Here is a 22,792-nt window from a genome sequence, read left to right as displayed (position 1 = left end):
GTCAAACGGCTGTGGTCTTATATAGTACGTAAGCAACACATGCAGTTAATTTTTTCACCATGTCCAAGTGCAAAAATTCATTAGGACCATGCGCATTAGATTGAGGCCCTAACACTCCGGTAATCATAAATTGTGCCTCCGGAAATTTCTTTCCTAACATTCCCATAAAAGGTATGGTTCCTCCCTCTCCAAAGTAAGCAGCTGGTTTACCATAATAAGCCATTGATGCTTCATCAGCAGCTTTTTCCAACCATGAGGCAAGTTTGGGTGCATTCCATCCTTGTGATCCATCACCTATCTTAAAACGTACTTTGGCACGATAAGGAGGATTTGTAGTTAAGGCATCATGCATTACGGTTGCAGCAACTGTAGGATCAACTAGAGGTGGCAAACGCATAGACAGTTTGAATGACGTTTGAGGGCGTAAGACATTTCCTGCGTCCGCTATGGCAGGAAATCCGTTAGCTCCAGTCACTGTTAATGCCGGTTTCCAGGTTCGATTTAAAATTAATTGTTTTCTGTCCTTTGTGACTGGTTCAACCCCAGCATATAATGGAAATTCAGCATAAACCGAATCTCCTAGAACCTGAGCACATTTCTCGGCTTGTTGCGTTCTTTCTTCAGGAATATCACAATATAATTCAGATAATTTCACTTCTCCTGAAACTTCATCTTCTATTCGACTAATCAATTGTCGAGCTACCCGAAAACTGTCTGCAACAATACCGCTTGCCGCACCGGAATGAACTCCTTCACGAATTAGTTCAATGGATAGTTCACCTACCAAATTACCGCGCAATGAAGTAGTCATCCATAATTGTTCGTAATTACCTGCTCCAGAATCAAGACAAATAACCAAGTTGGGTTTGCCAATCCGTGCATTGAGCAATTCAATGTAATAAGGCAGATCGTAACTACCACTCTCTTCACACGCTTCAATAATTAAAACGCAACGTGGAATAGCTAAACCTTGTTGTTGTAAAGCAGAAATTGCAGTCAACGAAGCATATGCAGAATAGCCATCATCTGCAGCTCCCCGGCCATATAAGCGCCCATCTTTTAATACCGGTTTCCATGGATGCAAATCCTCGTTCCATCCTGACATTTCAGGTTGTTTATCGAGGTGGCCGTACAACAAAACCGTTTCGTCAATCTGACCAGGAACTTCGATAAAAATTAAAGGTGTACGCCCTTCCAATCTCATAATTTCCAGCATCATTCCTTTAGGTGCATGGGCTTTACACCAATTAGCAATATGACTAACCGCCTGCTCCATTAATCCATGTTCCTGCCATTTTGGATCAAAATGAGGTGATTTATTCGGAATTTTTATGTATTCGCATAAGCTGGGAATAATTTCCTTTTCCCATTGACCACATACAAAATCATACAGTGCTTGCGGATTGAACATGAACTTGCTCCTCAATTATAGCTACAATTTGGTCCGTAGCCGACTTAATATTTAGTGCATTGATTTTATTATGAATATCCTTTTTATTTTTCTCCAGTTCATGCAAACTTTGCAGCAAAGTGCCTGTATTTAAAGCGCGATCTTCAATGACGAGGCTAATTCCCAATCCTTGGAAATATCGTGCATTTTGGATTTGATCTCCTCGACTGACCTCAGCCGGTAAAGGAATTAGAATATGGGGCTTACCTAGAGCCAAAATTTCATAAAGGGAATTAGCCCCAGCTCGAGAAATAATGATTGACGCTGCAGCTAACAAATCCGCTAATTCGTCATGAACGTATTCAAATTGTTTGTACCCTGCATGATCAATTAAAGAAGGTTCTAATTTCCCTTTCCCACAAATATGAATAATTTGATATTCCTTGGTTAATTGCTCTAATGCATCACGAATACTGCGATTGATAGAGCCTGCTCCCAAACTACCCCCAATCACTAAAAGACAAGGTTTTTTAGAATTAAATCCACAGAGCTCAAGACCGCGGTCACTATTACCTTCAAACAACTGCTCACGGATAGGCGTACCCGTGACTTCTATTTTATTTTGCTTTTTAAAGTGCTTTTTCCCCGCTTCAAAAGTCAGGCAAATTTTATTAACAAAAGGAAAACAAAGTCGATTAGCAAGTCCAGGACTCATATCCGATTCATGAGCAACAACAGGAATCCGATTTAACCAAGCCCCAACTACTACTGGAAAAGCGACAAACCCTCCCTTGGAAAAAACCACATCGGGTTTCATCTTATTAAGCAAGAAAAATGATTGCACTATACCCAGTATAATTTTAAAAGGATCCAATAAGTTTTTTACACTCAAATACCGACGTAATTTACCGCTGCTGATCCCATAAAATGGGATTTTAAGCGGTTCTATCATCTGCTTTTCAATACCATTCGCTGAACCAATATAGGCAATTTCCCAACCTTTATGACTTAATTCACGTATCAATGCCATATTAGGCGCAACATGTCCTGCGGTACCTCCTCCCGTAAAAACAATCATTGGCATCATAAAATCTTCCTAATAAGTAAACTTAAGTCTATAGCTTGAATCGACTTGGTAATCGCACCAACGGAAATGAAATCAACACCTAACCGCCCTATTGCAGCAATATTTTCCAGAGTAACCCCTCCGGACACCTCTAATGTGCAATGTTTTGGTTGATTCATTTTCACTGCTTTTTCAAGCATACCCTGACTAAAATTATCCAACATAATTCGATCTGGATGAGCACAAATGGCTTCGCGCAACTCATCTAGAGTTTCCACTTCTACCTCAACTAACATTTCTTTATGACTTTGTCTTGCCAAAGCAACCGCTTTAGCTACGGAGCCACATGCTGCAATATGATTCTCTTTAATTAAAACAGCATCGTAAAGCCCCATACGGTGATTAAAACCACCCCCACAAGTTACCGCATATTTTTGGGCTGCTCTTAACCCTGGAATCGTTTTACGCGTGTCCAGTAATCGAGTCGGTGTGCCCTGAAGCTTTTGGGCATATCGATAGGTTTGCGTCGCTGTGGCTGAAAGAGTTTGTAAAAAATTTAATGCAGTACGTTCGCCTGTTAAAATACTTCTTCCTGAGCCATATAGAGTACATAGAGTAGATGGTGCTGCTAACCATTCTCCTTCAACAACATGCCACTCCAGTTTAACTTGGTCATCAAGTTGATTAAATACCTCGTTGACCCAAGCTTGACCACATACGACCATAGGCTCCCGCGAAATAATTTCAGCCTCAACCTGAAGCTGAGCAGACAACAAAATCGCAGTAACATCACCATCACCTACATCCTCATGTAATGCACGGGATACATCGGCTTTTATATCTAAAGAGGGGTTATTCATGTGCTACTTTCCTATCTTTCGCCGCATAACGTGCTTTTAGTAACAGAGGAGCAATAAACGTGGTAATCATAACCATCAAAACGATTGCAGAAAACAAATCATCGGAAATAACACCTAGAGTTCGACCAATCGAAGCAAACACTAAACCTACTTCACCGCGCGGTAACATACCCATACCAATGAGCAAACGATCATCTGAAGGGCGCGCCCCATAGCCACTGATTAATTTACCTGCTACCGCTGCGACGATTAAACCAGTTGCCAAAATGATAACATTCCAATGGTAAAAACTTTCCAATTTAACCTGGATACCAATTACGATAAAAAACATAGGCGCCAATATGGATTCCAAAGGAGATAATAAATGATAAATACTGCGATTTTCTTGTTGGCTCAGAGGGATACCATCGAAATAGTCATCATGAAGAATTATTCCCGCCGTAAACGCACCAATAATTGTGGCAAGTTGGAGCACTGAGGCTAACCAAGAGAGAATCATAATAAACAGAAAGGAAATAAATAATTTTGCTTCCCAAGGTTCAAGAAAACGAAAAAAATGAATAGCCTTACGTAAAACAATTGGACCTAAGAACAAAGTTCCTGCAAAAAATAATGCGGCACTCACCATAATGCGCAATACCACCATTATATCTACTACACCACTAATTACTAAGGAACTAACCACCGCTAAAATTATCAGGCCCAATACATCATCTAACATCGCTGCACCCAAAATGATTTTTGCTTCCCTAGTACGTAATTTTTTCATTTCAGTCAGTACTCGGGCTGTAATACCTATACTGGTCGCACTCAGAGTAGCAGCGATAAATAAATCAGATTGATAGGAACCATCAGGCATTAATAGGTAAGCGACACCAAACCCTAGGAGCATAGGTGCGATCACCCCAATCAAAGCAACAAAAAAAGAATCACGGCCTGTTTGTTTCATTTCTGCTATTGAGCCTTCCAAACCCACCATAAAGAGAAGAAAAATAACCCCATATCGTGAAAAAATATCCACAATATAAGCTATTTTCAGAAAATCAGATCCGTGCGGTCCGCTTAAAGCGCCAACAATTTGTTGTGCATAATTGGTGTTAGGGATAATTGATGTAACTGCTTGATTTAACGGAACTCCTTTGAGTATTTCTCTGACTATATCAAAAATTGAAGAACCTTCTCTTAATAAAATAGCCAATGGAAATCCATAATAATAAAATAAATTACCGACAAGAATTCCGATGACTAACTCACCAAGAACACTAGGCTGATTTAAGCGTCTTGCTGTATAACGGCCAATAATTGCAAAGAAAAAAATCGTAGTTACACCAAGCAATACAAACGCAACCGGATCAACATGATCGGGCTCAGCCGAGGCAAAAGCCATCGCAGGGCATATTCCTGCAATAAAAAGCCACCATTTTAAACGCTGCATTACAGTTCCATACTTTGCTAAAATACTCTCTTCGTAAATGTACTCTCATAACCTAGTGACATGGAGTGAACCCAAGGTTTCGGCCCCTCCTAGTCTTCACCCAGACTACACTGACAATATTGCCTGCACAGTTACATCAGTCTCATATAAATTATTGTTTTGCCAAAAATAAACAGGTTTCCAAAACAGAGTCCGGGTTAAGTGACACACTCTCGATACCCTCTTTCATTAACCATTGTGCAAAATCCTGGTGGTCTGAAGGTCCTTGGCCACAAATACCTATATATTTATTCGCCTTTTTACATGCAGAAATGGCCATATGTAACAAAGCTTTTACTGCATCATTACGCTCATCAAATTGAGCAGCAATCAATCCTGAATCTCTATCTAAACCTAAGGTTAACTGAGTTAAGTCATTAGAACCTATAGAAAAACCATCAAAATATTCTAAAAACTTTTCTGCTAACAATGCATTGGAGGGTACTTCACACATCATGATTACACGCAGTCCATGTTTGCCGCGCTCAAGCCCATGTTGTTTTAAAACCTGAATCACATTACTGGCTTCAGAAACAGTCCTTACGAAGGGGATCATCACTTCTACATTGGTTAACCCCATTTCTTCTCGAACTCGTCGTACTGCTTTACACTCCAAGGCAAAGCATTCGGCAAAAGATTCAGAAACATAACGTGATGCGCCTCTAAAACCCAACATCGGATTTTCTTCATGTGGCTCATATAAATTACCGCCAATAAGATTAGCATATTCATTGGATTTGAAATCTGATAATCGTACAATGACAGGCTTAGGATAAAACGCAGCAGCAATTGTCGCAATTCCCTCTTTTAATCGTTCAATATAATATTCAACTGGAGAAGCATAAGCCGCTGTTTTTTCAATAATAAATTGTTTTAATTCTTTATCTTTTAGGTTATCAAAATCCAGCAACGCACGTGGATGAATACCAATTGTATTGGAAATTAAAAACTCTAAACGAGCTAAGCCCACTCCTGCGTTGGGAATGGACTGGAATGTAAAGGCTCTTTCAGGATTACCAACATTCAACATGACTTTCATCGGTAACTCAGGCATGGTTTCTACATCAAGGCGCTCTTGCTCATAAGGCAATATACCTGCGTAAACATAACCGTTATCGCCTTCAGCGCAGCTAACAGTCACTTCATTACCATCACGTATAGTTTTTGTCGCATCCCCACATCCGACCACAGCAGGAATACCCAACTCACGAGCAATAATAGCCGCATGACATGTTCGACCACCACGGTTAGTCACAATAGCAGAGGCACGCTTCATAACGGGTTCCCAATCAGGGTCAGTCATATCTGAAATCAATACATCACCGGGTTGGACTCGGTCCATTTCACTGACGTCTTTAATAATTCGTGCTTTACCTTGGCCTATACGTTGTCCGATACTGCGACCTTCGGCCAGTACTTCACCCTTCTTTTTAAGAGTATATCGTTCCAATATTTGTTTATTGTCACGGCTTTTTACTGTTTCAGGACGAGCTTGTAATATGTACAGTTGACCATTCAAGCCATCTTTCGCCCACTCTATATCCATCGGCCGGCCATAATGCTCCTCAATAATCATGGCTTGATGAGCTAAACGCTCCACTTCATCTGGGGTTAAAGAAAATAATAATCGCTCTTTCGCATCAACATCCACCGTTTTAACGCGTTCTTTCTTGCTGGGATCATCACAATAAACCATTTTTAACGCTTTACTTCCTAGATTTCTGCGAATTACTGCAGGTTTACCTGCTTTTATTCCAGGTTTATGTACGTAATATTCATCAGGGTTTACGGCTCCCTGAACAACCATCTCACCCAAACCATAGGATGAAGTAATAAATACTACCTGATCAAAACCTGACTCAGTATCCATAGTAAACATCACACCACTTACAGCCAAATCACTACGAATCATCTGTTGAATACCTGCAGATAAAGCGACTTCATGATGTTCAAACTGATGATGTGTACGATAAGTAATGGCTCTGTCATTGAATAATGATGCAAAAACATGCTTTATTGAGAGTAGAACTTCATCAATCCCTTTTACATTTAAAAAAGTTTCTTGCTGACCGGCAAAGGAGGCATCAGGTAAGTCTTCTGCTGTTGCTGATGAACGAACTGCCACACTAAAATTATCATGACCAATCGTTTTCGCCAGCTGTTCGTAAGCAACTCGTACTGAACGTTCAAACTCAGGGGTAAATGGCGTGTTGACAATCATTTGTCTAATCTCTTTCCCTACCACAGCTAATTGCTGCACATTATCTGCATCCAGGTTTGCTAATTTTGCGTAGATTTTTTTATCTAAATTATCCTGAGACAAAAACTCCCGAAATGAGTCTGCGGTCGTCGCAAAACCACCAGGAACAGCAACTCCTACTGAGGATAAATGACTGATCATCTCTCCAAGAGAGGCATTTTTTCCACCAACCTGCTCCAGGTCGTGCATGCCAAGATGTGCTAAATCAATAATATGTGTTTTGACCGTCATAGTTACCCCGAGCCCATAAAATGATAAGTTGTCATTTTACTGAAAATGTACGGCTATGGGAATTGAAACTTTATTGTCAGACAATATTCGTACTCATATCTTAAATTCATTAGATAGTTTTCTTGATTCAGGATATGAGTACTTATACTTGGGTCTGTTTAGGATTGGCTAGATTATGCGTTACTTGCAGCCAAAGCCTGAGAAAAATCCTTATGGAAATTCGCGGCGCCCAGAAGTTCAATGATCCCCCCTTTGCGTAGTTTTTCCTCTACCCGTGAATTCGCTCCACTTAAAATCACTCTCACTTTTCGTTTGTGTAAATCTTCAATCACTTCTTCCAAAGTTTGCAAACCGGTTACATCCATAAAGGGAACCCAACGCATTCTAAGGATTAAAGTCTTGGGATCAGAATGAGTTACTGCTAAAGCATGTTGAAATGCTTCAGCGGCTGCGAAGAAAAAAGGGCCTTCGACAGCATAAACCAACACACCATCAGGCAAAGTGTCCATATTTTGTCGTGCCAATTCATGCGCCAATTCTTCCTGAGACATTTGCTGTACTTCAACACTAGAAGCCATACGCCGTATAAAATGCAACACAGCAATAATTACCCCTATATTTACTGCAACCACCAAATCAACAAACACCGTAAGGAAAAAAGTGACTAATAAAATCACCACATCAGCTTTGGGGGCACGTTGTATTAATTTAACAAAATGTTTTACTTCACTCATATTCCAAGCGACGACAAATAAAATTGCGGCCAATACGGTAAGAGGTATATTTACTGCCAATGGAGCCAAGAAAAGAATAATGAGTACCAATGTGAGTGCATGAATTATCCCTGCTAACGGGCTATTTCCCCCATTGCGAATGTTTGTTGCAGTACGTGCAATCGCCCCTGTTGCTGCAAACCCTCCAAATAAGGGTGCAAAAATATTCGCGATTCCTTGACCAATGAGCTCTTGATTGGAATTATGTTTTGTCCCCGCCATTCCATCAGCGACTACTGCAGATAAAAGAGACTCTATGGCACCCAGCATGGCAATAGTAAACGCGGGTCCTATCAATTCGAGCACTCTATCTATTGTCAGATCAGGGAGTTTAAATTCGGGTAAACCTTGAGGTATTCCTCCAAATAAGGAACCTATGGTAGCCACCCCAGAAAAATGATAGACAGACTGTAATATGGAAACGGTTAATAAAGCAACAAGTGGGCCTGGGACACGTTTTAATCCAGGAATTCTGTTTGAAAAAATGACTAAGAATAACGAGAAAAAGCCCAAAATAGTTGTAGGTACATTGAGTTGGGGAAGGGCATGCAATAAGTACCATAATTTTTCGTGAAAATGGCCGCTACCACCGGAGGGAAGACCAAAAAAGTAATGCCATTGTCCAACCCAAATCACTACACCGATTCCTGCTGTAAAACCAATAATTACAGGGGCAGGTATAAATTTAATAATGCCGCCTAAACGAGCCAGGCCAAAAATTAATAACATGAACCCCGCGATCAAGGTGGAAATTTGCAAACCAGAAACCCCGTATTTTGCAGTAATACCTGAAAGGACTACAATAAATGCGCCTGTAGGACCTGCGATTTGTAAACGACTTCCACCCATCACTGAAACAATTATCCCAGCGATAATTGCTGTATAGATCCCTTGTTCCGGCCTCACACCCGAAGCAATAGCAAATGCCATCGCAAGAGGTAAAGCGACAACTCCTACAATAATTCCTGAGATAATATTTTGTAACCAATATTTTTTGTGAAACAGACCTGCTTGATAAGATTCGATTATGGTTTTCATAAAATGATGTGACTTATTTTTAAATATGAGATCATTATACACAAACATATTAAAAAGATATCAAATTTGAGATAAAATTCCTTACTTTAATTCACATCTGGTCGCGCATCTAATATTATATGTGCTTTATCATTAGGGCTAGCTACTTATGACTCTTACTGCTTTAAATGCGATCTCTCCAATCGATGGACGTTATATCAATAAAACACGGGCTTTGAGTCCTTATTTTAGTGAATTCGCCTTAATTTATTATCGCCTCACTGTAGAAATTCGCTGGCTTGAATCGTTAGCTGCGAATAGTTCTATTACGGAGGTCCCTCAATTAAATCAAAAGGCTAAAGATTTCCTCAATGATCTGATTGCCAATTTTGATGAAACTGAGGCGATCAAAATTAAAGAATTTGAAAAGCAAACAAATCATGATGTTAAAGCAATAGAATATTATCTAAAAGATAAATTCCAGCAAAATGACAGCTTGAAAGCAATTACTCCTTTTATACATTTTGCTTGTACGTCAGAGGACATCAACAATTTAGCTTATGCGTTAATGGTAAAACAAGCCATTGCACAGGTCATTCAACCTACGCTTGCTGAAATCATGGGCAGCATTACTCTCCTAGGAAAACAACATGCCGATGTATCTATGTTATCCAGAACCCATGGACAGCCCGCAACGCCTACAACCATGGGTAAAGAGCTAGTCAATTTTGTTGCTCGGCTCAAAAGACCACAGCAACAACTCTGTGAAGTCTTGATCCCAGGTAAATTTAACGGTGCAGTTGGCAATTATAATGCCCATGTTGTGGCCTATCCAGAGGTAGACTGGCGTAAACACTGTGCTAACTTTGTCACCTCTCTAGGACTGTCTTTTAATGCCTACACCACACAAATTGAGCCGCATGATGGTTTGGCAGAAGTATCACAAATTATGATCCGTATTAATAACATTCTACTGGATTATACTCAGGACATCTGGAGTTATATTTCTCTGGGCTACTTTAAACAAAAAACTGTAGCTGAAGAAGTGGGTTCATCCACCATGCCTCATAAGGTAAATCCTATTGATTTTGAAAATGCAGAAGGAAATCTGGGGGTAGCCAACGCTCTGTTCATTCATTTTGCTAATAAACTCACACAATCAAGACTGCAACGCGATTTATCTGACTCTACTGTTTTACGCAATATAGGGATGGGATTTTCTTACAGCTTAATCGCCTACCTCTCTTTGACAAAAGGTAATGATAAATTACAAATCAATAAACGTGCTTTACAAGAAGATTTAAAAGCAAACTGGGAAGTACTTGCAGAAGCGGTGCAAACGGTGATGCGCCGATATAATGTCCCCAATGCATATGAACAGTTAAAAGCATTAACCCGAGGACATGGAATAGATGAGCAAAGCCTCAAGTCATTTATTAAGGAGCTCTCTATACCCGAAGAAGCGAAAGCACAACTGCTTAAACTGACACCAGAAAACTACACCGGGCTGGCAACTCAGTTAGTAAAGGCCTTTTTATGAGTGATACACTCACACAACAAGGACAAACTTTTGAGTTTGATGTGCTTGTTATTGGTACAGGACTAGCGGGTTTGCAATATTGTTTGCAGCTCATTAGTCTGCAGCCACGTCTAAAGATTGCATTAATTAGCAAGGCAGAGGCTATTGAATGCAATAGTCGGTACGCTCAAGGCGGAATCGCTGCTGTTTTTTCAGCAGAAGATTCGCTGGAATCACATATTTCAGATACTCTGGTTGCAGGTGATGGTCTGTGCTATCCGCCAGCTGTTGAATTCATTATTCGGCAAGGCCCAGACGCAATAAAACAACTGAGCGAATATAACGTTCATTTTAAACAAGACAGCAAAGGCAATTTTAATTTAGCACAAGAAGGTGGACACTCTCACCGGCGTATTTTTAATTGTGGCGATCAAACCGGTTTATCCATCACACAAATAATGAATCAACTTGCTTTGCAAAGTGAACAAATTTGTCTTTTTGAACATCATGTTGCTGTAAACCTCATTACTCATTACCATCCCCATCGCACGGATATTCAAGGGGAAGTTTTAGGGGCTTATGTTTTAGATTGTTCCGCAAACCGGATTCATACTTTTTTGGCAAATTGCGTGATACTGGCCACAGGAGGCGCAGGTAAAACATACAGATACACCACTAACCCTATGGTTGCCACAGGAGATGGAGTGGCCATGGCTTATCGTGCTGGAGCTCGTGTGGGTAACATGGAATTTTACCAGTTTCACCCTACCCTATTGCATCATCATTCTTTGAATAATTTTCTCATTTCGGAAGCGGTGCGTGGCGAAGGGGCATTACTTAAAAATGCTGAGACTGGGGAACGGTTCATGAAACAATATGCCCCAGAACAAATGGAGTTAGCAACACGTGATGTGGTTGCACGTGCCATTTTTAGTGAAATTGAGCGTAGTCAAATGGGATATGTTTATCTCGATATTACCCATCAATCCAAAGAATTTTTGAAAAAACGCTTCCCTCAAATTTATACAACTCTTTTATCCATTGGCATTGATATGAGCCAAGATATGATTCCTGTTGTGCCCGCAGCACATTATCAGTGTGGAGGAATACTTACCGATATTGATGGCCGCACTGATTTAAAACGTCTCTATGCCATAGGTGAAGTTGCTTTTACTGGTTTACATGGTGCCAATCGTCTGGCGAGTAACTCTTTACTTGAAGCTTTAGTTATGGGTTCCAATGCCGCCCGATGTACTTTAAAAGATATTTCTGCCCCTTGGAAATATACCGAACATATTCCGAACTGGAGTGCTCCTAGTGAAGTCAATGCACGACGTGCTAGCCAGATTAATGCACAGTGGCGGGGATTAAGAGGAGAAATGACCTCTTATGCTGGGATAGTCCGGACTGAGGCAGGGCTTGAAGATCTACTACAATTAATAATGAAACGAAAAAAAATAATTGAAGAGTATTATTGGAGGCATTGCATCACCCGAGATTTTATTGAGCTGAGAAACATTATTCTTAATGCCGAATTAATTGTAAGAGCTGCTCTAGCAAGGCGAGAATCACGTGGTGGTCACTTCCGTGAAGATTACCCTAATAAAAAAGCTGAGGCACAAGAAAGTATTGCCAAACTCGGGTTAATGGATACTTCACCTGAATAATAGATTTAATGTAGGTTGGGTACAGCTACCTTCATCCCGGGCGTAGCGAGGGATGAAGAGGTTCTATTGCACCCAGGCTAAATATTCCAAACGACACATTAAAATGATTTGAGGCAAAAATAGATGTTTAAGAATCCCACCCTTTACACACCTGAAACAACATTAATGCATATCCGGAACGATATGAGCATTTGTCAAAGTGACTACCCCATAGACTGGTATCAGGAAGACTTTATCCCATATGCCCAAGAATACCAAGCATTGCCAGATCGTAAGCTGACCACCGTTTTAGCATGGATGACTCCTTATCTCAGAAAAGCACAGGATCATTTTGGAGAACGACTATTACTCTTGGCCCATTATTATATGGGCGGTGATATTGTCCGCTTAGTCGAGCAATTTGGTGGGCTTATTGGTGATTCCTATCAATTAGCCTTAATGGCAGCCGAGCATCCTGAAAAATCCGTTATTATTGAATCTGCGGTGCATTTCATGGCTGAATCAATTAGTATTTTAGCGAATAAGGACCAACAAGTTTACATTACTAATCCTAAATCCGGTTGTACTATGGAGATGCTGGCTAAAGACTTCATGGTTGAACCTGCTTTTCTTGATTTAAATGAACGTTATGGTGCCGAGAATATTTTACCTGTTTGCTATATGAATACTTCAGGCCGAGTCAAAGCACTTACTGGAGCCCAAGGTGGGGCAGTATGTACTAGCTCCAACGTAAAAAAAATATTTCAATGGGCATTAAAGCAAAATAAAAAAATTCTCTTTATTCCCGATCAACATATGGGCGAGAATGTCGCCTATTGGTTAGGCATAAAAAATCGTGCTTATTGGCCAGGCGGATCTGCAGGAGCTCAATATTCACTTGCTGAGCAAGATGCAAAAACACTGAAGCAATTTGATGACGCTCAACTTGTTCTATTTGCCAGCCAATGTGCCGTACATACGCATTATCAACCGGAAATGTGTGATTATTGGCATCATCAAGGCTTTGCTACGATTGTTCATCCTGAATGCCGCAATTCAGTGATCAAAGTAGCACAACACTCTGGTTCTACCGCCTTCATCTGGGATTATGTGGTTCATGATCGCGCCAAGACAAAGCGGTATGCTATTGGTACTGAGAATCATATGGTAGAAAACCTCAAACAACATTGTAAAAGCTTAAATATAGAAGTAGTCAATTTGGCTGAAGCACCTAAAAAAGAAAATGAAAAAGGTATAGGCTGTGGCTGCGCTACCATGTCACGCAATGATCCTCCGCATCTAGTCGCGCTTGTCGATTTACTAAGACAGGGAAAAAACATGTCTTACAATGAAGTTAAAGCTGGAGATGTGGTCAATGAGTTCACTGGAAGCAGATATAGATTACCGGAACATGATCAGCAATGGGTTATTGATAATGCCAAAAAATCATTACAAATGATGATAGATATAACAGAAGATCGTATTTAACTCTTTCACTAAACCTGTACAGTGCAGCCAAGCGTAACCGCTTGGCTATATTTGAGTAGAAATTATCAGTAAGTTCATGGTGACCTTAATGACAAGCACAGCTAGGTGATTGGGAGCCATCTTTACAAGTTAGATAACCAGTAGATTTATTGCATTGACCTACCCCACCATGTTTCGAACAACAACCTTTATTACTTGTACCGTTGGTTGTAGTACTTGTTGTACTGGTTGTAGGTTTAGTAGTAGTCGATTTTCCACTCCACCAGTGAGTTTTAGGTTTGGTTGTAGTTGTCGTAGTATTTGTAGTAGTTGGAGGAGTAGCAGTTGTTGTTTTGGTTGTTTTGGTAGTTTTTTGCTTAGTCGTTGTTGTAGTCTTTTCTTTCTTACACTTACACGTTGGTGACGCCGTACCATCCTTACACATTTGAAAGCCAGTCGTTTTATTACAGGAGGCTACCCCGCCATGCCCTGAACAACATGCTGCATATACCGCTAACGGACTACTTACTAAAAAAAGAACAGCAATAAGCTGGTTTATCCATCTGGATGCCCTATTAGTATTTTTCATTTGAAAACTCCATTTTCGTCTATGACATTAATAATATAGACCATATTTATTAAAACGACACAAAGGTTTATACCCCTGAGTATGGACATACAAAATTAATATCCACAAATAAGTTACACGCACAATTTGCTTTAAACTTAATTGCCTTCTTTAAACCCAAAAAGTCCTTTAATCTTGGCAAAAAAGCCTTCAGCCTCTGCTTCGAGCTCTCGTAAGTCACCCAATTTTTGAACGATACCCATTTCCTCTTCATTGAGTTCTACACCAATTTTACTTAATGCTTGTTGTGGATCATCTTTTAATTCACTAAAAAAGTTAGGATCGTTTTTAATCGCTTCCATCACTGCCATCACTTTGGGGCTTTGGCTTGTAAGTGTACTGAAATCCATAATCATGACTCCTTAGATGACTAAACATAACATATAGTTATTTTAGTACATAAATCAACCAATTCTATGGATAATCCTCTCACCATACCCATAATTTAAATCATGCTGTATAGAATTGACATTGCTCCAATCCCTGAGTACAAACAAAACCATTTAATGTCTCAATCCAACTGTAATCCTGACGCGATGGGATTTTAGTTAGGGCCTGCCACCAAATGGAGTATTCACCCAAAGAATTCCTATAAGTACAAACCACTCCTTGTCCATAACCAGCAACTAAAATATTCGCCCGAACAAAATAGGTATTCACATCCCCTTGTGGAGGATTAGGTGAATAAGGATTGACAGTCCACGGAGCTGGGGGCACGCCCCATTTTAATGAAGTCGTTTGCGGATCAGGACAATTCGTCGCGTAACCAACCCCAACAAATTGCGCAAGAAAAAAACTAAAAAGAATAAAATGATATTGCCTCATAAAACCCACTTTTATAATTAGCTATTTTTTAAATAATAATATACTAAAACCCATTGTGAGAATTTATTTCTTTGTTATAATGGCCGCTCAAATGCCTGGGTGGCGGAATTGGTAGACGCGCCGGATTCAAAATCCGGTGGTGGTGACACCGTGTGGGTTCGAGTCCCACCCTAGGTACCATTTTAAGTTATTTATTTTCTAGACCTCACCTCCCTTCTTAAAATCCATAAGCAACTTGATTTTTAAAAATAATTAAAAACTTCTAAATTCCAAATTAACCTTCCAAACTACATATTACTATCTTTTTAAACTAAAAAATAAAACCAGCCTATACTATAAAGAAGAATGACATGTGCTTTACGCAACTTAAGGAATTAAGATGTCGACTAAGTGGATTAAGAGTCATCTGACTTTGATAGCAGGACTTTCATTACCCATTCTACTTATGCTTGTATTTGTTATTTCAAATCTTTCTTTTTTAAAAACTGATCCACCACATTATGGTCTGCTATTTTCTGTCTTGGACTCCTCATCGGGTTCCTTTCCGGTGCAAGTGAATCTAATCGTTAAAAATGATAAATTGGTGGCTCAATACTCAAAAACTCAAAATAATTATTGGGGAATAAAAAAACTCTACTTCTTTGATGCAAAAACACAAAAAGTACGTGAACTCCCTTTAGATTTCCCTAATTTTAAAGATAACTCAAGTTTCAAAGAAGAAGCGGTGCAATCAGCCCAACAATTTACACTGGATACATCACTGGAGTCTCCTGACGGCTATATTTTGTATACTGACAATAATAATTTAAATACTGGATTGTTGTCTGATCTGCTAATTGGAAATAACTATAAAAACAATTATATATGTCTTAAAAAAGACGCTACGTGCTTTAAATTATCCAACCCTAGTTTAGGACGGTATTTTACTTGGAGTAATGTCCAATTTATTGGCTGGATTAAACCATGAATAAAGAGCAAGCGTTACAACAAATCGTTGATCTTGCCAAACAATATCAAATTGAAATTAAAGAAATAGCTATCGCATTGAAACCGAATCAATCTACAAGCCCAACAGATCAATCCAGCTGGCTAAATAAGCTATACAGTTATCTAGGTGGCATCTTAATCTTTGCAGGGATTTGCGCACTGATTGTGATGAAATGGGAAGAATTCAATATCTACGAACGTGTGACCTTAACTTTAGGTTTCGGCTTCTCGTCCTATATTTTGGCATTTTTATGCTTCAAACACCCCAATTATCAAAAAGCTGCGACGCCATTCTTGCTGATCGCCTTATTCCTTGAACCAACGGGACTTGTCATCTTATTGCAAGAGTATCCTACGCTTCTGCCAATAGGGTGGTTATTCATCATAGTAATTATCTACTTCACCCATCAACACCTTGCAATTATATGGGATAAGACATTCATTCTTGCAATCACTACGGTTGTATTTGGAAGTATCCTTTTTTCCTGTACAACAGAGAGCAATCGAATTTTTTTAAATCTAGGTTTTGGATTTTTAACTTTTATTCTGGGTCTTTACCATCAAGACAAATCATCCAAAATGAGCGCTCCTTTGTTTCTTGTTGCCGCAGTTCTTGAAGCTGGTGGCTTGCTCACTCTTGTATCACAATATACTTCGATGCTGATGCCGACATGGGGGGTACTTTTTGTAAGCTTTATACTCTTTTTACAATATGGCATTACATTTATCAGCACAAGACTGACCGTACTTGCTTTTATTACGTTGGTTTTCCTCTATTCTTTTTTCCTCGCAACATTTGAATTACTGGGGATAGCAGAACGTTTACAATGGTTTGTACTCAGTAGTTCATTACTAGCAGTCAGTTCATTTATAAATCATTCAAAATACCAAAGTATTGCTGGATTACTCTTTTTCATATCCTCGGTCGTACTACTCTCTGTAACATTCGATGTCGTTAAAGATAAACCTTATGAAATCCTCTATTTAGGTTTAGCTTGTGGATTAATTTATATGGCAATTATAGAAAGCAGCCGTGTTTTACTCTTCATCGCAAGTTTGGCCACCCTGTGCTTTATTTTGTATTTTTCAAGCCAACACTTCCCCCACGCTATAGGGTGGCCGATTACCTTGATTATCATTGGAATACTCTTAGTGGGAGTCAGTGGCATTGTTATCAAACTAAATAAAAAATATATGTGACATGTCTATCAAAATCTTGAAGAAGGGTCGAATTTCAGTACAGGTTGAACGAAATTTTTTTAAAAAAGGGAGCATAGATGAACTATGTGAGTATTTTTCGAAAGGATTTCATTTAAGATGTACCACCATTCTTTGATGCAGAGTGACCATTTACCTAATAGGATTCAATTCACCCTCTTTCTCTACGGCATTTACGTTTTGTCGATTTTCTTTTGTTTGCTCTTTAATCATAATTAAAAAAGGAATGAAGAGTAGAGCAAATAAAATGGAGAGTTGATACAAACCTACCCAGCCTATGGCTATTTGAATCGTTGCTGCAACAGGTCCTGAGAGAATACGAGGTAATGTAGAGAGAGCAACAAGCATCGAAAATTGAGTTCCAGTATACTGTTTGTCAACTAAACGCATGAATAAAGCAACAAGCGCTGTAGACCCCATTCCCGCTGCAAAATTATCAAAAAATACTGCAATTGCCAATAATGTAATATTTTTTCCTGTCATGGCTAAAGCAACAAATAGGACATTGGTTAATGCTTGCAATAATCCAAAGATCAGTAACGAGCGATACAGCGAATAGCGCATCAATAAAAATCCTGCACACAAGCCGCCAAGTAAAATGGAACCAACTCCTAGCATTTTATTGATGTAGCCAATGGTCTCTAAAGAAAAACCAAGCCCTTGAATTAAAAAAGGCATAACAATACCACTGGTAGTCGTTGTAAACGCTTCACCTAACTTATAACAAAAAATAAACAGTAATAGTGGGATAACGCCTGGACGAAATATCAATTCCTTAACAGGAGCGAGAAAAGATAAGGCAAAATTACTCTTCTCTTTGATGTCAACACTGGGTTCCTCACTAAAGAAAACCGCAAGCATGCCCGCAATCATTATGAGCCCCATAAAACGGTAGGTATAAGCCCAACCGAATTTTTGTGCCATAACTAAAGCCAAACCACCTGACAACAATAACGCGATCCGATAGCCTAATACTGCTAGAGAAGCTCCCAAAGCATGTTCGCTGACTGGTAAATATTCTGCTCTATGCGCATCAATAGCTACATCTTGGGTGGCAGAAAAGCACGCTAAAATCAAAGCCAAAAAAGCCATTAATTTAGGATATTGCTCTGGAGTAAACCACGCCATTAAGTTAAATCCAAGGAGCAATAAAAATTGCATACTTAAAATCCAACTTCGTCTTTTACCCATACTAAAGAGAGAGTATCGGTCTAAAATAGGTCCCCAGAAAATACGGTAAGCATAGGGCAAACTAATTAAACTTAAAGTTCCGGTAGCAAAAACGGACATCCCGCTGTATGCAAACCATGCCTGTAAGGTACTGCTGATTAACGCCATAGGCAAGCCAGAAGAAAAACCTAAAATGAAAACAATAAATAGTCGTTTATTCATTTTGCGGAGCTCTCAAAGGCGGAAAAATTGATCTTGAAAGAAAACCTCACTCCGACTTTCGGGAGTGAGGTACGATAGGGAGGGAAATTCCCTTCTCATTGATTAGGCAGCTTTTTTAACGGAGATCAAATGAATTTTGAAAATTAAAGTTTCATTTGGACCGATAGGACCACCAACACTACGTGGGCCATAAGCTAACTCTGAAGGTACGAAAATTTCCCAAGTAGAACCAGCAGGCATTAATTGTAATGCTTCGGTCCAACCAGGTATTACTTGTGATACTTGGAATGTCGCTGGTTTACCTGCTTTTTCAGTGCTGTCAAATACAGTACCATCAATTAAAGTACCAGTATATTCAACTGTTACTGTATCAGATTTGCCTGGCTTAGCTCCTGTACCGGCTTCAATAATTTTATATTGCAAACCACTTGGCAATACAACGACACCGGATTTTGATTTGTTTGTTGATAAGAACGCTTCACCTTTAGCTTTGTTCTCTTCAGCTTTTTTATTGAACTCGGCGCTGCGCTTTGCCATCAAATCTTTCTGAAATTTATTCAGAACATCTTTCATTTGTTGTTCGGTCAAAATCAATTGGGCACCAGACATTCCATCTTGCATTCCTTTAGCTAATGCGTCCGGATTAATATCAATACCTTGATTTTTGAAGTTTTTTCCTAAATCAGCACCAATACTATAAGATAATTTATCTTTATCCGTAACAAGCGATGTAGCATCAGTAGCAGCCATTGCAGTAGACATTGCCAGCCCCATAATGGCCGCAGTGACCAATTTCATCTTCATAAAGAATCCCCTTGTAGTCTTTCTGTTGTGCATATCTTCTCCATTTCTTATGGAAGATATTGCATTCTAAAATGCATCATAATTCTGCCTAAATTCACGTGAAATTACCAGTATTTAAATGCGATTAATTGTAATTATATTACAAAGTTCATTGGATTCATGACTATCCTTAAATGCATATCCCTAGCAGCACTATGTAACAGCGAAGACGGGACGCACCGAAAGTCAATAGGTTCACTATAATTAAAATAGACAAATAACTCAGATCCCTCTACACTTTGCACTAATTGTAACTAGAGATTAACCCCCATGAACATCAGTGTATTTGATTTATTTTCCATTGGAATTGGTCCTTCAAGCTCCCATACTGTTGGTCCTATGCTTGCTGCTAATGCTTTTTTAAAATTACTGGAAGAGATGCAGCTCATGAATCAGGTACAACGTGTTAAGACCGAACTTTATGGTTCACTTGCGTTAACAGGCAAAGGTCATGGAACAGATAAAGCCATTTTAAATGGATTAGAAAACAAGGCACCTGAGACTGTGGCTCCTGAATCGATGGTTCCGCGTATGCATGAGATTCTTAGCTCCCATACACTCAATTTAGCAGGCCAAAAAAATATTAACTTTAATGAATCTACGGATTTTCTTTTTTTACAAAAAGAACTCTTGCCAAAACATTCTAATGGGATGCGTTTTTCCGCTTTTGATAACCAAGATAATTTATTAATTGCTCAAGTTTATTACTCAATTGGCGGTGGTTTTATTACTACTGAAGAAGATTTTTCCAAAACCACCGAAGATACGAACCCACCTCCCTATCCATTTTCAACTGCAGCCCAACTTTTGGAATTATGTCAGAATAATAATTTAAGTATTGCGGAATTAATGCTTATTAATGAAAAAACATGGCGCAGTACAGAAGAAATTCATAATGGAATTTTGGCAATTGCCAAGGTTATGGATGATTGTATTGGTAATGGTTGCAAGCATGATGGCATTTTACCTGGCGGACTTAACTTAAAAAGACGTGCCCCTGATTTATATAAAAAGCTCATGAATGAAAAAGGGGTAAAAAGCATTTTCGAGCAATCAGATATCATGAACTGGCTCAATCTTTATGCTATGGCAGTCAATGAAGAGAATGCAGCGGGTGGACGTATCGTTACAGCACCCACTAATGGAGCTGCAGGTATTATTCCTGCTGTGCTCAAATATTGCCAACACGCACATGATAGAATGAGTAATGAGGACATATACACTTATTTTCTCACTGCGGCTGCGATAGGCATACTCTACAAAAAAGGTGCTTCTATTTCTGGGGCTGAAGTAGGATGCCAAGGTGAAGTAGGCGTTGCCTCGTCTATGGCTGCAGCTGGCCTTACAGCAGTTCTTGGTGGCACTGTAGCTCAAGTTGAAAACGCAGCAGAAATCGCAATGGAACACCATTTAGGAATGACCTGTGATCCTGTTTTGGGTTTAGTACAAATACCATGCATAGAACGTAACGCCATGGGTGCAGTAAAGGCAGTTAATGCAACACGAATGGCACTAATTGGTGATGGTCAGCATCAAATTTCTTTAGATAAAGTGATTAAAACAATGAAGCAAACGGGAATGGACATGCAAAGTATTTATAAAGAAACATCTATGGGTGGCTTAGCAGTTAATTTACCGGAGTGTTAAGAACGGTTTATCGGCTGTTTTGATATTTTGTATAATAAATTGCTTTAGACCGAATAGCCTATGTTCATGCATCGCCTTATAAAATGACTGAATTTCCTCTTCTAAACATGAAGAGGATAGTTCACTTACAATCCCCTTGAGTTTTTCCATCTTTTTATTGATTCTCATATTCCTATACTCCTCCTCTCCACCTCTATCTTTAACAAAAAATAAATTCTTACTTATTGAATGCCATGCGGTTTCGCCCTTGTAGTTCACAATCTCATCTTTAAGGTTTTCCGAATCACGAACTTCTTTTTCTAGTTCAGGTACAGAGTGTTTTGTTCGTAAGAGCCTGACAGGTAGAGCACTCGCAACGAGTTTAAAATCATAGATCTCATTGAGCTCCTCCTCCGTATAACAATTCGTGAGAGATTCACGAAATTGCGCCAAGATTCTCATTGCCTCATCTATTTTGCTTTCGTGTTGATGAGACCTCATATAATCATAAACTGGGTTGTACTTATCTTGATTTGCTAACATTGAAACATTATCGGTCACAAAATAGGCGCACGTACGCCCTTTAACTTGTAATGTGTCTATGGGAATATAAATCATCAATGTGCACAATTTACTTAAACTACCAAACTTCATCTTACTGCTTAATAAATTTGTTAAAACCAGTGATTGTTTGAAACCAAGCGGATCACAAATCAAAATATCTAAACCAGGAGGGGTTTCCGTTCCTTTAAAATTGAATTCTAAAAAAGACCAATGATTTAATTGTGCGCTTCCGTCCCATTTTGAAAAAGCAATTTCAAACCGTAGATCTTTGACACAACACTCAATCATTTGTTCAATAATCCCTGCTAAACAATCCATTTCATCATAGCTCATTGCGAAAGCGTTAAATTTATCTCTACTTTTTTTCAACCTTTTTTTTAAATATAAAAAGAATGCCATAAGGTCTTCAGGAATACTGTCAGGCTTTCCACTGAGTGCGAGTAATGATTTAATGTCCGAAATATTTTGCATGGTGAAATGATTTGATATTTAATTATTTTTCTTATTAATCTAAATTAGTTTAATTAAAATTTAAAATAATTTTTATTGAATTAATCAAAATACATTTTTTATTTTCAATTTGAATAAAACTTGAATTTTATGGTTTCTCGTGTACTATGGCGCTTCTTTTTAAACCAGAGGTAATAATAATAATGAAAATGAAACCCAATGAGTGGATGAATGAAGATGGTGAACTTAATCTCATTACAAGAACTCAAAAGAAATTAGCACAAGCCCCTCAATCACAAGTAATATTCTCACAATATCTTTTCTTTAAACAACATGACATAACTGGTGCACAACAGATTAGAAAAAATGTGAATAATGCGTTGGAAATTGCATATGAACGAGATGTTGGATTCGGTCTGACTGAGCACGTCGATCTTCCACACAACAATTTTGGTTACTAAGATATAAAATCCCTTCCCCCTGTCTGCCTCATCACGAGACAACGAGGGATCTCCTCATTGTGACACAATGCTATAGCATGAAAGTCCCTTGCTGT

Annotated in this window: 19 protein-coding genes and 1 tRNA gene; 8 read left to right on the top strand and 12 right to left on the bottom strand. The window is 39.0% G+C overall.

All coding sequences use genetic code 11. The annotated features are described in order from the left end of the window. Position 1: 1 nt before the first annotated feature. The 6 genes from ACF8MK_RS11610 to ACF8MK_RS11585 form a co-directional block, all read right to left on the bottom strand. Positions 2-1,411: a M20 family metallopeptidase gene (locus ACF8MK_RS11610; RefSeq protein WP_392536800.1), complete on the bottom strand. Its 1,410-nt coding sequence runs from the start codon at positions 1,409-1,411 to the stop codon at positions 2-4. Beyond that, positions 1,386-2,477, bottom strand: coding sequence for an undecaprenyldiphospho-muramoylpentapeptide beta-N-acetylglucosaminyltransferase (locus ACF8MK_RS11605; protein WP_392536799.1), 1,092 nt, complete (start codon positions 2,475-2,477; stop codon positions 1,386-1,388). Before ACF8MK_RS11605 ends, ACF8MK_RS11610 begins: the two co-directional genes overlap by 26 nt. After that, on the bottom strand, positions 2,474-3,316 hold the full coding sequence (gene nadC, locus ACF8MK_RS11600; protein WP_392536798.1) for a carboxylating nicotinate-nucleotide diphosphorylase: 843 nt from the start codon (positions 3,314-3,316) through the stop codon (positions 2,474-2,476). The genes ACF8MK_RS11605 and nadC overlap by 4 nt, the downstream gene beginning before the upstream one ends. Then, positions 3,309-4,751: a cation:proton antiporter gene (locus ACF8MK_RS11595; protein WP_392536797.1), complete on the bottom strand. Its 1,443-nt coding sequence runs from the start codon at positions 4,749-4,751 to the stop codon at positions 3,309-3,311. The genes nadC and ACF8MK_RS11595 overlap by 8 nt, the downstream gene beginning before the upstream one ends. Positions 4,752-4,902: 151 nt before the next feature. Then, positions 4,903-7,281 (bottom strand): phosphoenolpyruvate synthase, encoded by a 2,379-nt coding sequence (gene ppsA / locus ACF8MK_RS11590; protein ID WP_392536796.1) that lies wholly within the window; start codon positions 7,279-7,281, stop codon positions 4,903-4,905. A gap of 173 nt (positions 7,282-7,454) precedes the next feature. Further along, a complete protein-coding gene (locus ACF8MK_RS11585) occupies positions 7,455-9,092 on the bottom strand; it encodes a SulP family inorganic anion transporter (protein WP_392536795.1) in 1,638 nt (545 codons plus the stop codon). 148 nt (positions 9,093-9,240) lie between these two features. On the opposite strand from ACF8MK_RS11585, the gene purB reads away from it, so the two are divergent. The 3 genes from purB to nadA all read left to right on the top strand — a co-directional run bounded on the left by purB (position 9,241) and on the right by nadA (position 13,724). Continuing rightward, positions 9,241-10,611, top strand: coding sequence for an adenylosuccinate lyase (purB, locus tag ACF8MK_RS11580; RefSeq protein WP_392536794.1), 1,371 nt, complete (start codon positions 9,241-9,243; stop codon positions 10,609-10,611). Beyond that, on the top strand, positions 10,608-12,257 hold the full coding sequence (nadB, locus tag ACF8MK_RS11575) for an L-aspartate oxidase (protein WP_392536793.1): 1,650 nt from the start codon (positions 10,608-10,610) through the stop codon (positions 12,255-12,257). Before purB ends, nadB begins: the two co-directional genes overlap by 4 nt. 123 nt (positions 12,258-12,380) lie before the next feature. Further along, entirely contained in the window at positions 12,381-13,724 is a 1,344-nt protein-coding gene (gene nadA, locus ACF8MK_RS11570) for a quinolinate synthase NadA (RefSeq protein ID WP_392536792.1), read from the top strand. A gap of 85 nt (positions 13,725-13,809) precedes the next feature. On the opposite strand, the gene ACF8MK_RS11565 is transcribed toward nadA, so the two are convergent. The 3 genes from ACF8MK_RS11565 to ACF8MK_RS11555 all read right to left on the bottom strand — a co-directional run bounded on the left by ACF8MK_RS11565 (position 13,810) and on the right by ACF8MK_RS11555 (position 15,156). Next, positions 13,810-14,292, bottom strand: a complete 483-nt coding sequence (locus tag ACF8MK_RS11565) for a hypothetical protein (RefSeq protein ID WP_392536791.1) — start codon at positions 14,290-14,292, stop codon at positions 13,810-13,812. Between the two features lie 137 nt (positions 14,293-14,429). Then, positions 14,430-14,681: a hypothetical protein gene (locus tag ACF8MK_RS11560; protein WP_058387854.1), complete on the bottom strand. Its 252-nt coding sequence runs from the start codon at positions 14,679-14,681 to the stop codon at positions 14,430-14,432. A 100-nt stretch (positions 14,682-14,781) separates the two neighbouring features. Further along, positions 14,782-15,156, bottom strand: coding sequence for a DUF3757 domain-containing protein (locus ACF8MK_RS11555; protein WP_392536790.1), 375 nt, complete (start codon positions 15,154-15,156; stop codon positions 14,782-14,784). A gap of 93 nt (positions 15,157-15,249) precedes the next feature. Here ACF8MK_RS11555 and ACF8MK_RS11550 point away from each other — a divergent pair. The 3 genes from ACF8MK_RS11550 (at position 15,250) to ACF8MK_RS11540 (ending at position 17,343) form a co-directional block, all read left to right on the top strand. Beyond that, positions 15,250-15,336: transfer RNA gene (locus ACF8MK_RS11550), tRNA-Leu, on the top strand. A 199-nt stretch (positions 15,337-15,535) separates the two neighbouring features. After that, positions 15,536-16,123 (top strand): hypothetical protein, encoded by a 588-nt coding sequence (locus ACF8MK_RS11545; RefSeq protein ID WP_392536789.1) that lies wholly within the window; start codon positions 15,536-15,538, stop codon positions 16,121-16,123. Beyond that, positions 16,120-17,343, top strand: coding sequence for a hypothetical protein (locus ACF8MK_RS11540; RefSeq protein ID WP_392536788.1), 1,224 nt, complete (start codon positions 16,120-16,122; stop codon positions 17,341-17,343). Before ACF8MK_RS11545 ends, ACF8MK_RS11540 begins: the two co-directional genes overlap by 4 nt. A gap of 150 nt (positions 17,344-17,493) precedes the next feature. On the opposite strand, the gene ACF8MK_RS11535 is transcribed toward ACF8MK_RS11540, so the two are convergent. Together ACF8MK_RS11535 and ACF8MK_RS11530 are read right to left on the bottom strand one after the other, a co-directional pair. Beyond that, positions 17,494-18,753 (bottom strand): AmpG family muropeptide MFS transporter, encoded by a 1,260-nt coding sequence (locus ACF8MK_RS11535; RefSeq protein WP_392536787.1) that lies wholly within the window; start codon positions 18,751-18,753, stop codon positions 17,494-17,496. A 102-nt stretch (positions 18,754-18,855) separates the two neighbouring features. Next, the gene (locus ACF8MK_RS11530) at positions 18,856-19,557 is read right to left on the bottom strand and encodes an FKBP-type peptidyl-prolyl cis-trans isomerase (RefSeq protein ID WP_265704580.1); all 702 of its coding nucleotides are present in this window, start codon (positions 19,555-19,557) and stop codon (positions 18,856-18,858) included. Positions 19,558-19,866: 309 nt separating this feature from the next. On the opposite strand from ACF8MK_RS11530, the gene ACF8MK_RS11525 reads away from it, so the two are divergent. Then, positions 19,867-21,243, top strand: coding sequence for an L-serine ammonia-lyase (locus ACF8MK_RS11525; protein ID WP_392536786.1), 1,377 nt, complete (start codon positions 19,867-19,869; stop codon positions 21,241-21,243). Here the strand turns inward: ACF8MK_RS11525 and ACF8MK_RS11520 are convergent. Next, entirely contained in the window at positions 21,229-22,257 is a 1,029-nt protein-coding gene (locus tag ACF8MK_RS11520; protein ID WP_392536785.1) for a hypothetical protein, read from the bottom strand. The two genes, ACF8MK_RS11525 and ACF8MK_RS11520, sit on opposite strands and share 15 nt — an antisense overlap. Positions 22,258-22,439: 182 nt before the next feature. Here ACF8MK_RS11520 and ACF8MK_RS11515 point away from each other — a divergent pair, with 182 nt between their 5' ends. Then, positions 22,440-22,697, top strand: coding sequence for a hypothetical protein (locus tag ACF8MK_RS11515; RefSeq protein WP_392536784.1), 258 nt, complete (start codon positions 22,440-22,442; stop codon positions 22,695-22,697). Positions 22,698-22,792 lie beyond the last annotated feature (95 nt).

It is taken from the genome of Legionella sp. 227 (assembly GCF_043161935.1).
GTDB lineage: Bacteria > Pseudomonadota > Gammaproteobacteria > Legionellales > Legionellaceae > Legionella > Legionella sheltonii.
This window is presented reverse-complemented; position numbering and strand designations above follow the sequence as displayed.

Excerpts from the sequence above, each read along its gene's own strand:
- ACF8MK_RS11540 (WP_392536788.1), top strand. The coding sequence starts at position 16,120 with ATGAATAAAGAGCAAGCGTTACAACAAATCGTTGATCTTGCCAAACAA.
- ACF8MK_RS11585 (WP_392536795.1), bottom strand. The coding sequence starts at position 9,092 with ATGAAAACCATAATCGAATCTTATCAAGCAGGTCTGTTTCACAAAAAA.
- ACF8MK_RS11560 (WP_058387854.1), bottom strand. The coding sequence starts at position 14,681 with ATGGATTTCAGTACACTTACAAGCCAAAGCCCCAAAGTGATGGCAGTG.
- ACF8MK_RS11605 (WP_392536799.1), bottom strand. The coding sequence starts at position 2,477 with ATGATGCCAATGATTGTTTTTACGGGAGGAGGTACCGCAGGACATGTT.
- ACF8MK_RS11595 (WP_392536797.1), bottom strand. The coding sequence starts at position 4,751 with ATGCAGCGTTTAAAATGGTGGCTTTTTATTGCAGGAATATGCCCTGCG.
- ACF8MK_RS11535 (WP_392536787.1), bottom strand. The coding sequence starts at position 18,753 with ATGAATAAACGACTATTTATTGTTTTCATTTTAGGTTTTTCTTCTGGC.
- ACF8MK_RS11545 (WP_392536789.1), top strand. The coding sequence starts at position 15,536 with ATGTCGACTAAGTGGATTAAGAGTCATCTGACTTTGATAGCAGGACTT.
- nadB (WP_392536793.1), top strand. The coding sequence starts at position 10,608 with ATGAGTGATACACTCACACAACAAGGACAAACTTTTGAGTTTGATGTG.
- ACF8MK_RS11515 (WP_392536784.1), top strand. The coding sequence starts at position 22,440 with ATGAAAATGAAACCCAATGAGTGGATGAATGAAGATGGTGAACTTAAT.
- ppsA (WP_392536796.1), bottom strand. The coding sequence starts at position 7,281 with ATGACGGTCAAAACACATATTATTGATTTAGCACATCTTGGCATGCAC.
- purB (WP_392536794.1), top strand. The coding sequence starts at position 9,241 with ATGACTCTTACTGCTTTAAATGCGATCTCTCCAATCGATGGACGTTAT.
- ACF8MK_RS11565 (WP_392536791.1), bottom strand. The coding sequence starts at position 14,292 with ATGAAAAATACTAATAGGGCATCCAGATGGATAAACCAGCTTATTGCT.
- ACF8MK_RS11525 (WP_392536786.1), top strand. The coding sequence starts at position 19,867 with ATGAACATCAGTGTATTTGATTTATTTTCCATTGGAATTGGTCCTTCA.
- nadC (WP_392536798.1), bottom strand. The coding sequence starts at position 3,316 with ATGAATAACCCCTCTTTAGATATAAAAGCCGATGTATCCCGTGCATTA.
- nadA (WP_392536792.1), top strand. The coding sequence starts at position 12,381 with ATGTTTAAGAATCCCACCCTTTACACACCTGAAACAACATTAATGCAT.
- ACF8MK_RS11520 (WP_392536785.1), bottom strand. The coding sequence starts at position 22,257 with ATGCAAAATATTTCGGACATTAAATCATTACTCGCACTCAGTGGAAAG.
- ACF8MK_RS11610 (WP_392536800.1), bottom strand. The coding sequence starts at position 1,411 with ATGTTCAATCCGCAAGCACTGTATGATTTTGTATGTGGTCAATGGGAA.
- ACF8MK_RS11555 (WP_392536790.1), bottom strand. The coding sequence starts at position 15,156 with ATGAGGCAATATCATTTTATTCTTTTTAGTTTTTTTCTTGCGCAATTT.
- ACF8MK_RS11530 (WP_265704580.1), bottom strand. The coding sequence starts at position 19,557 with ATGAAGATGAAATTGGTCACTGCGGCCATTATGGGGCTGGCAATGTCT.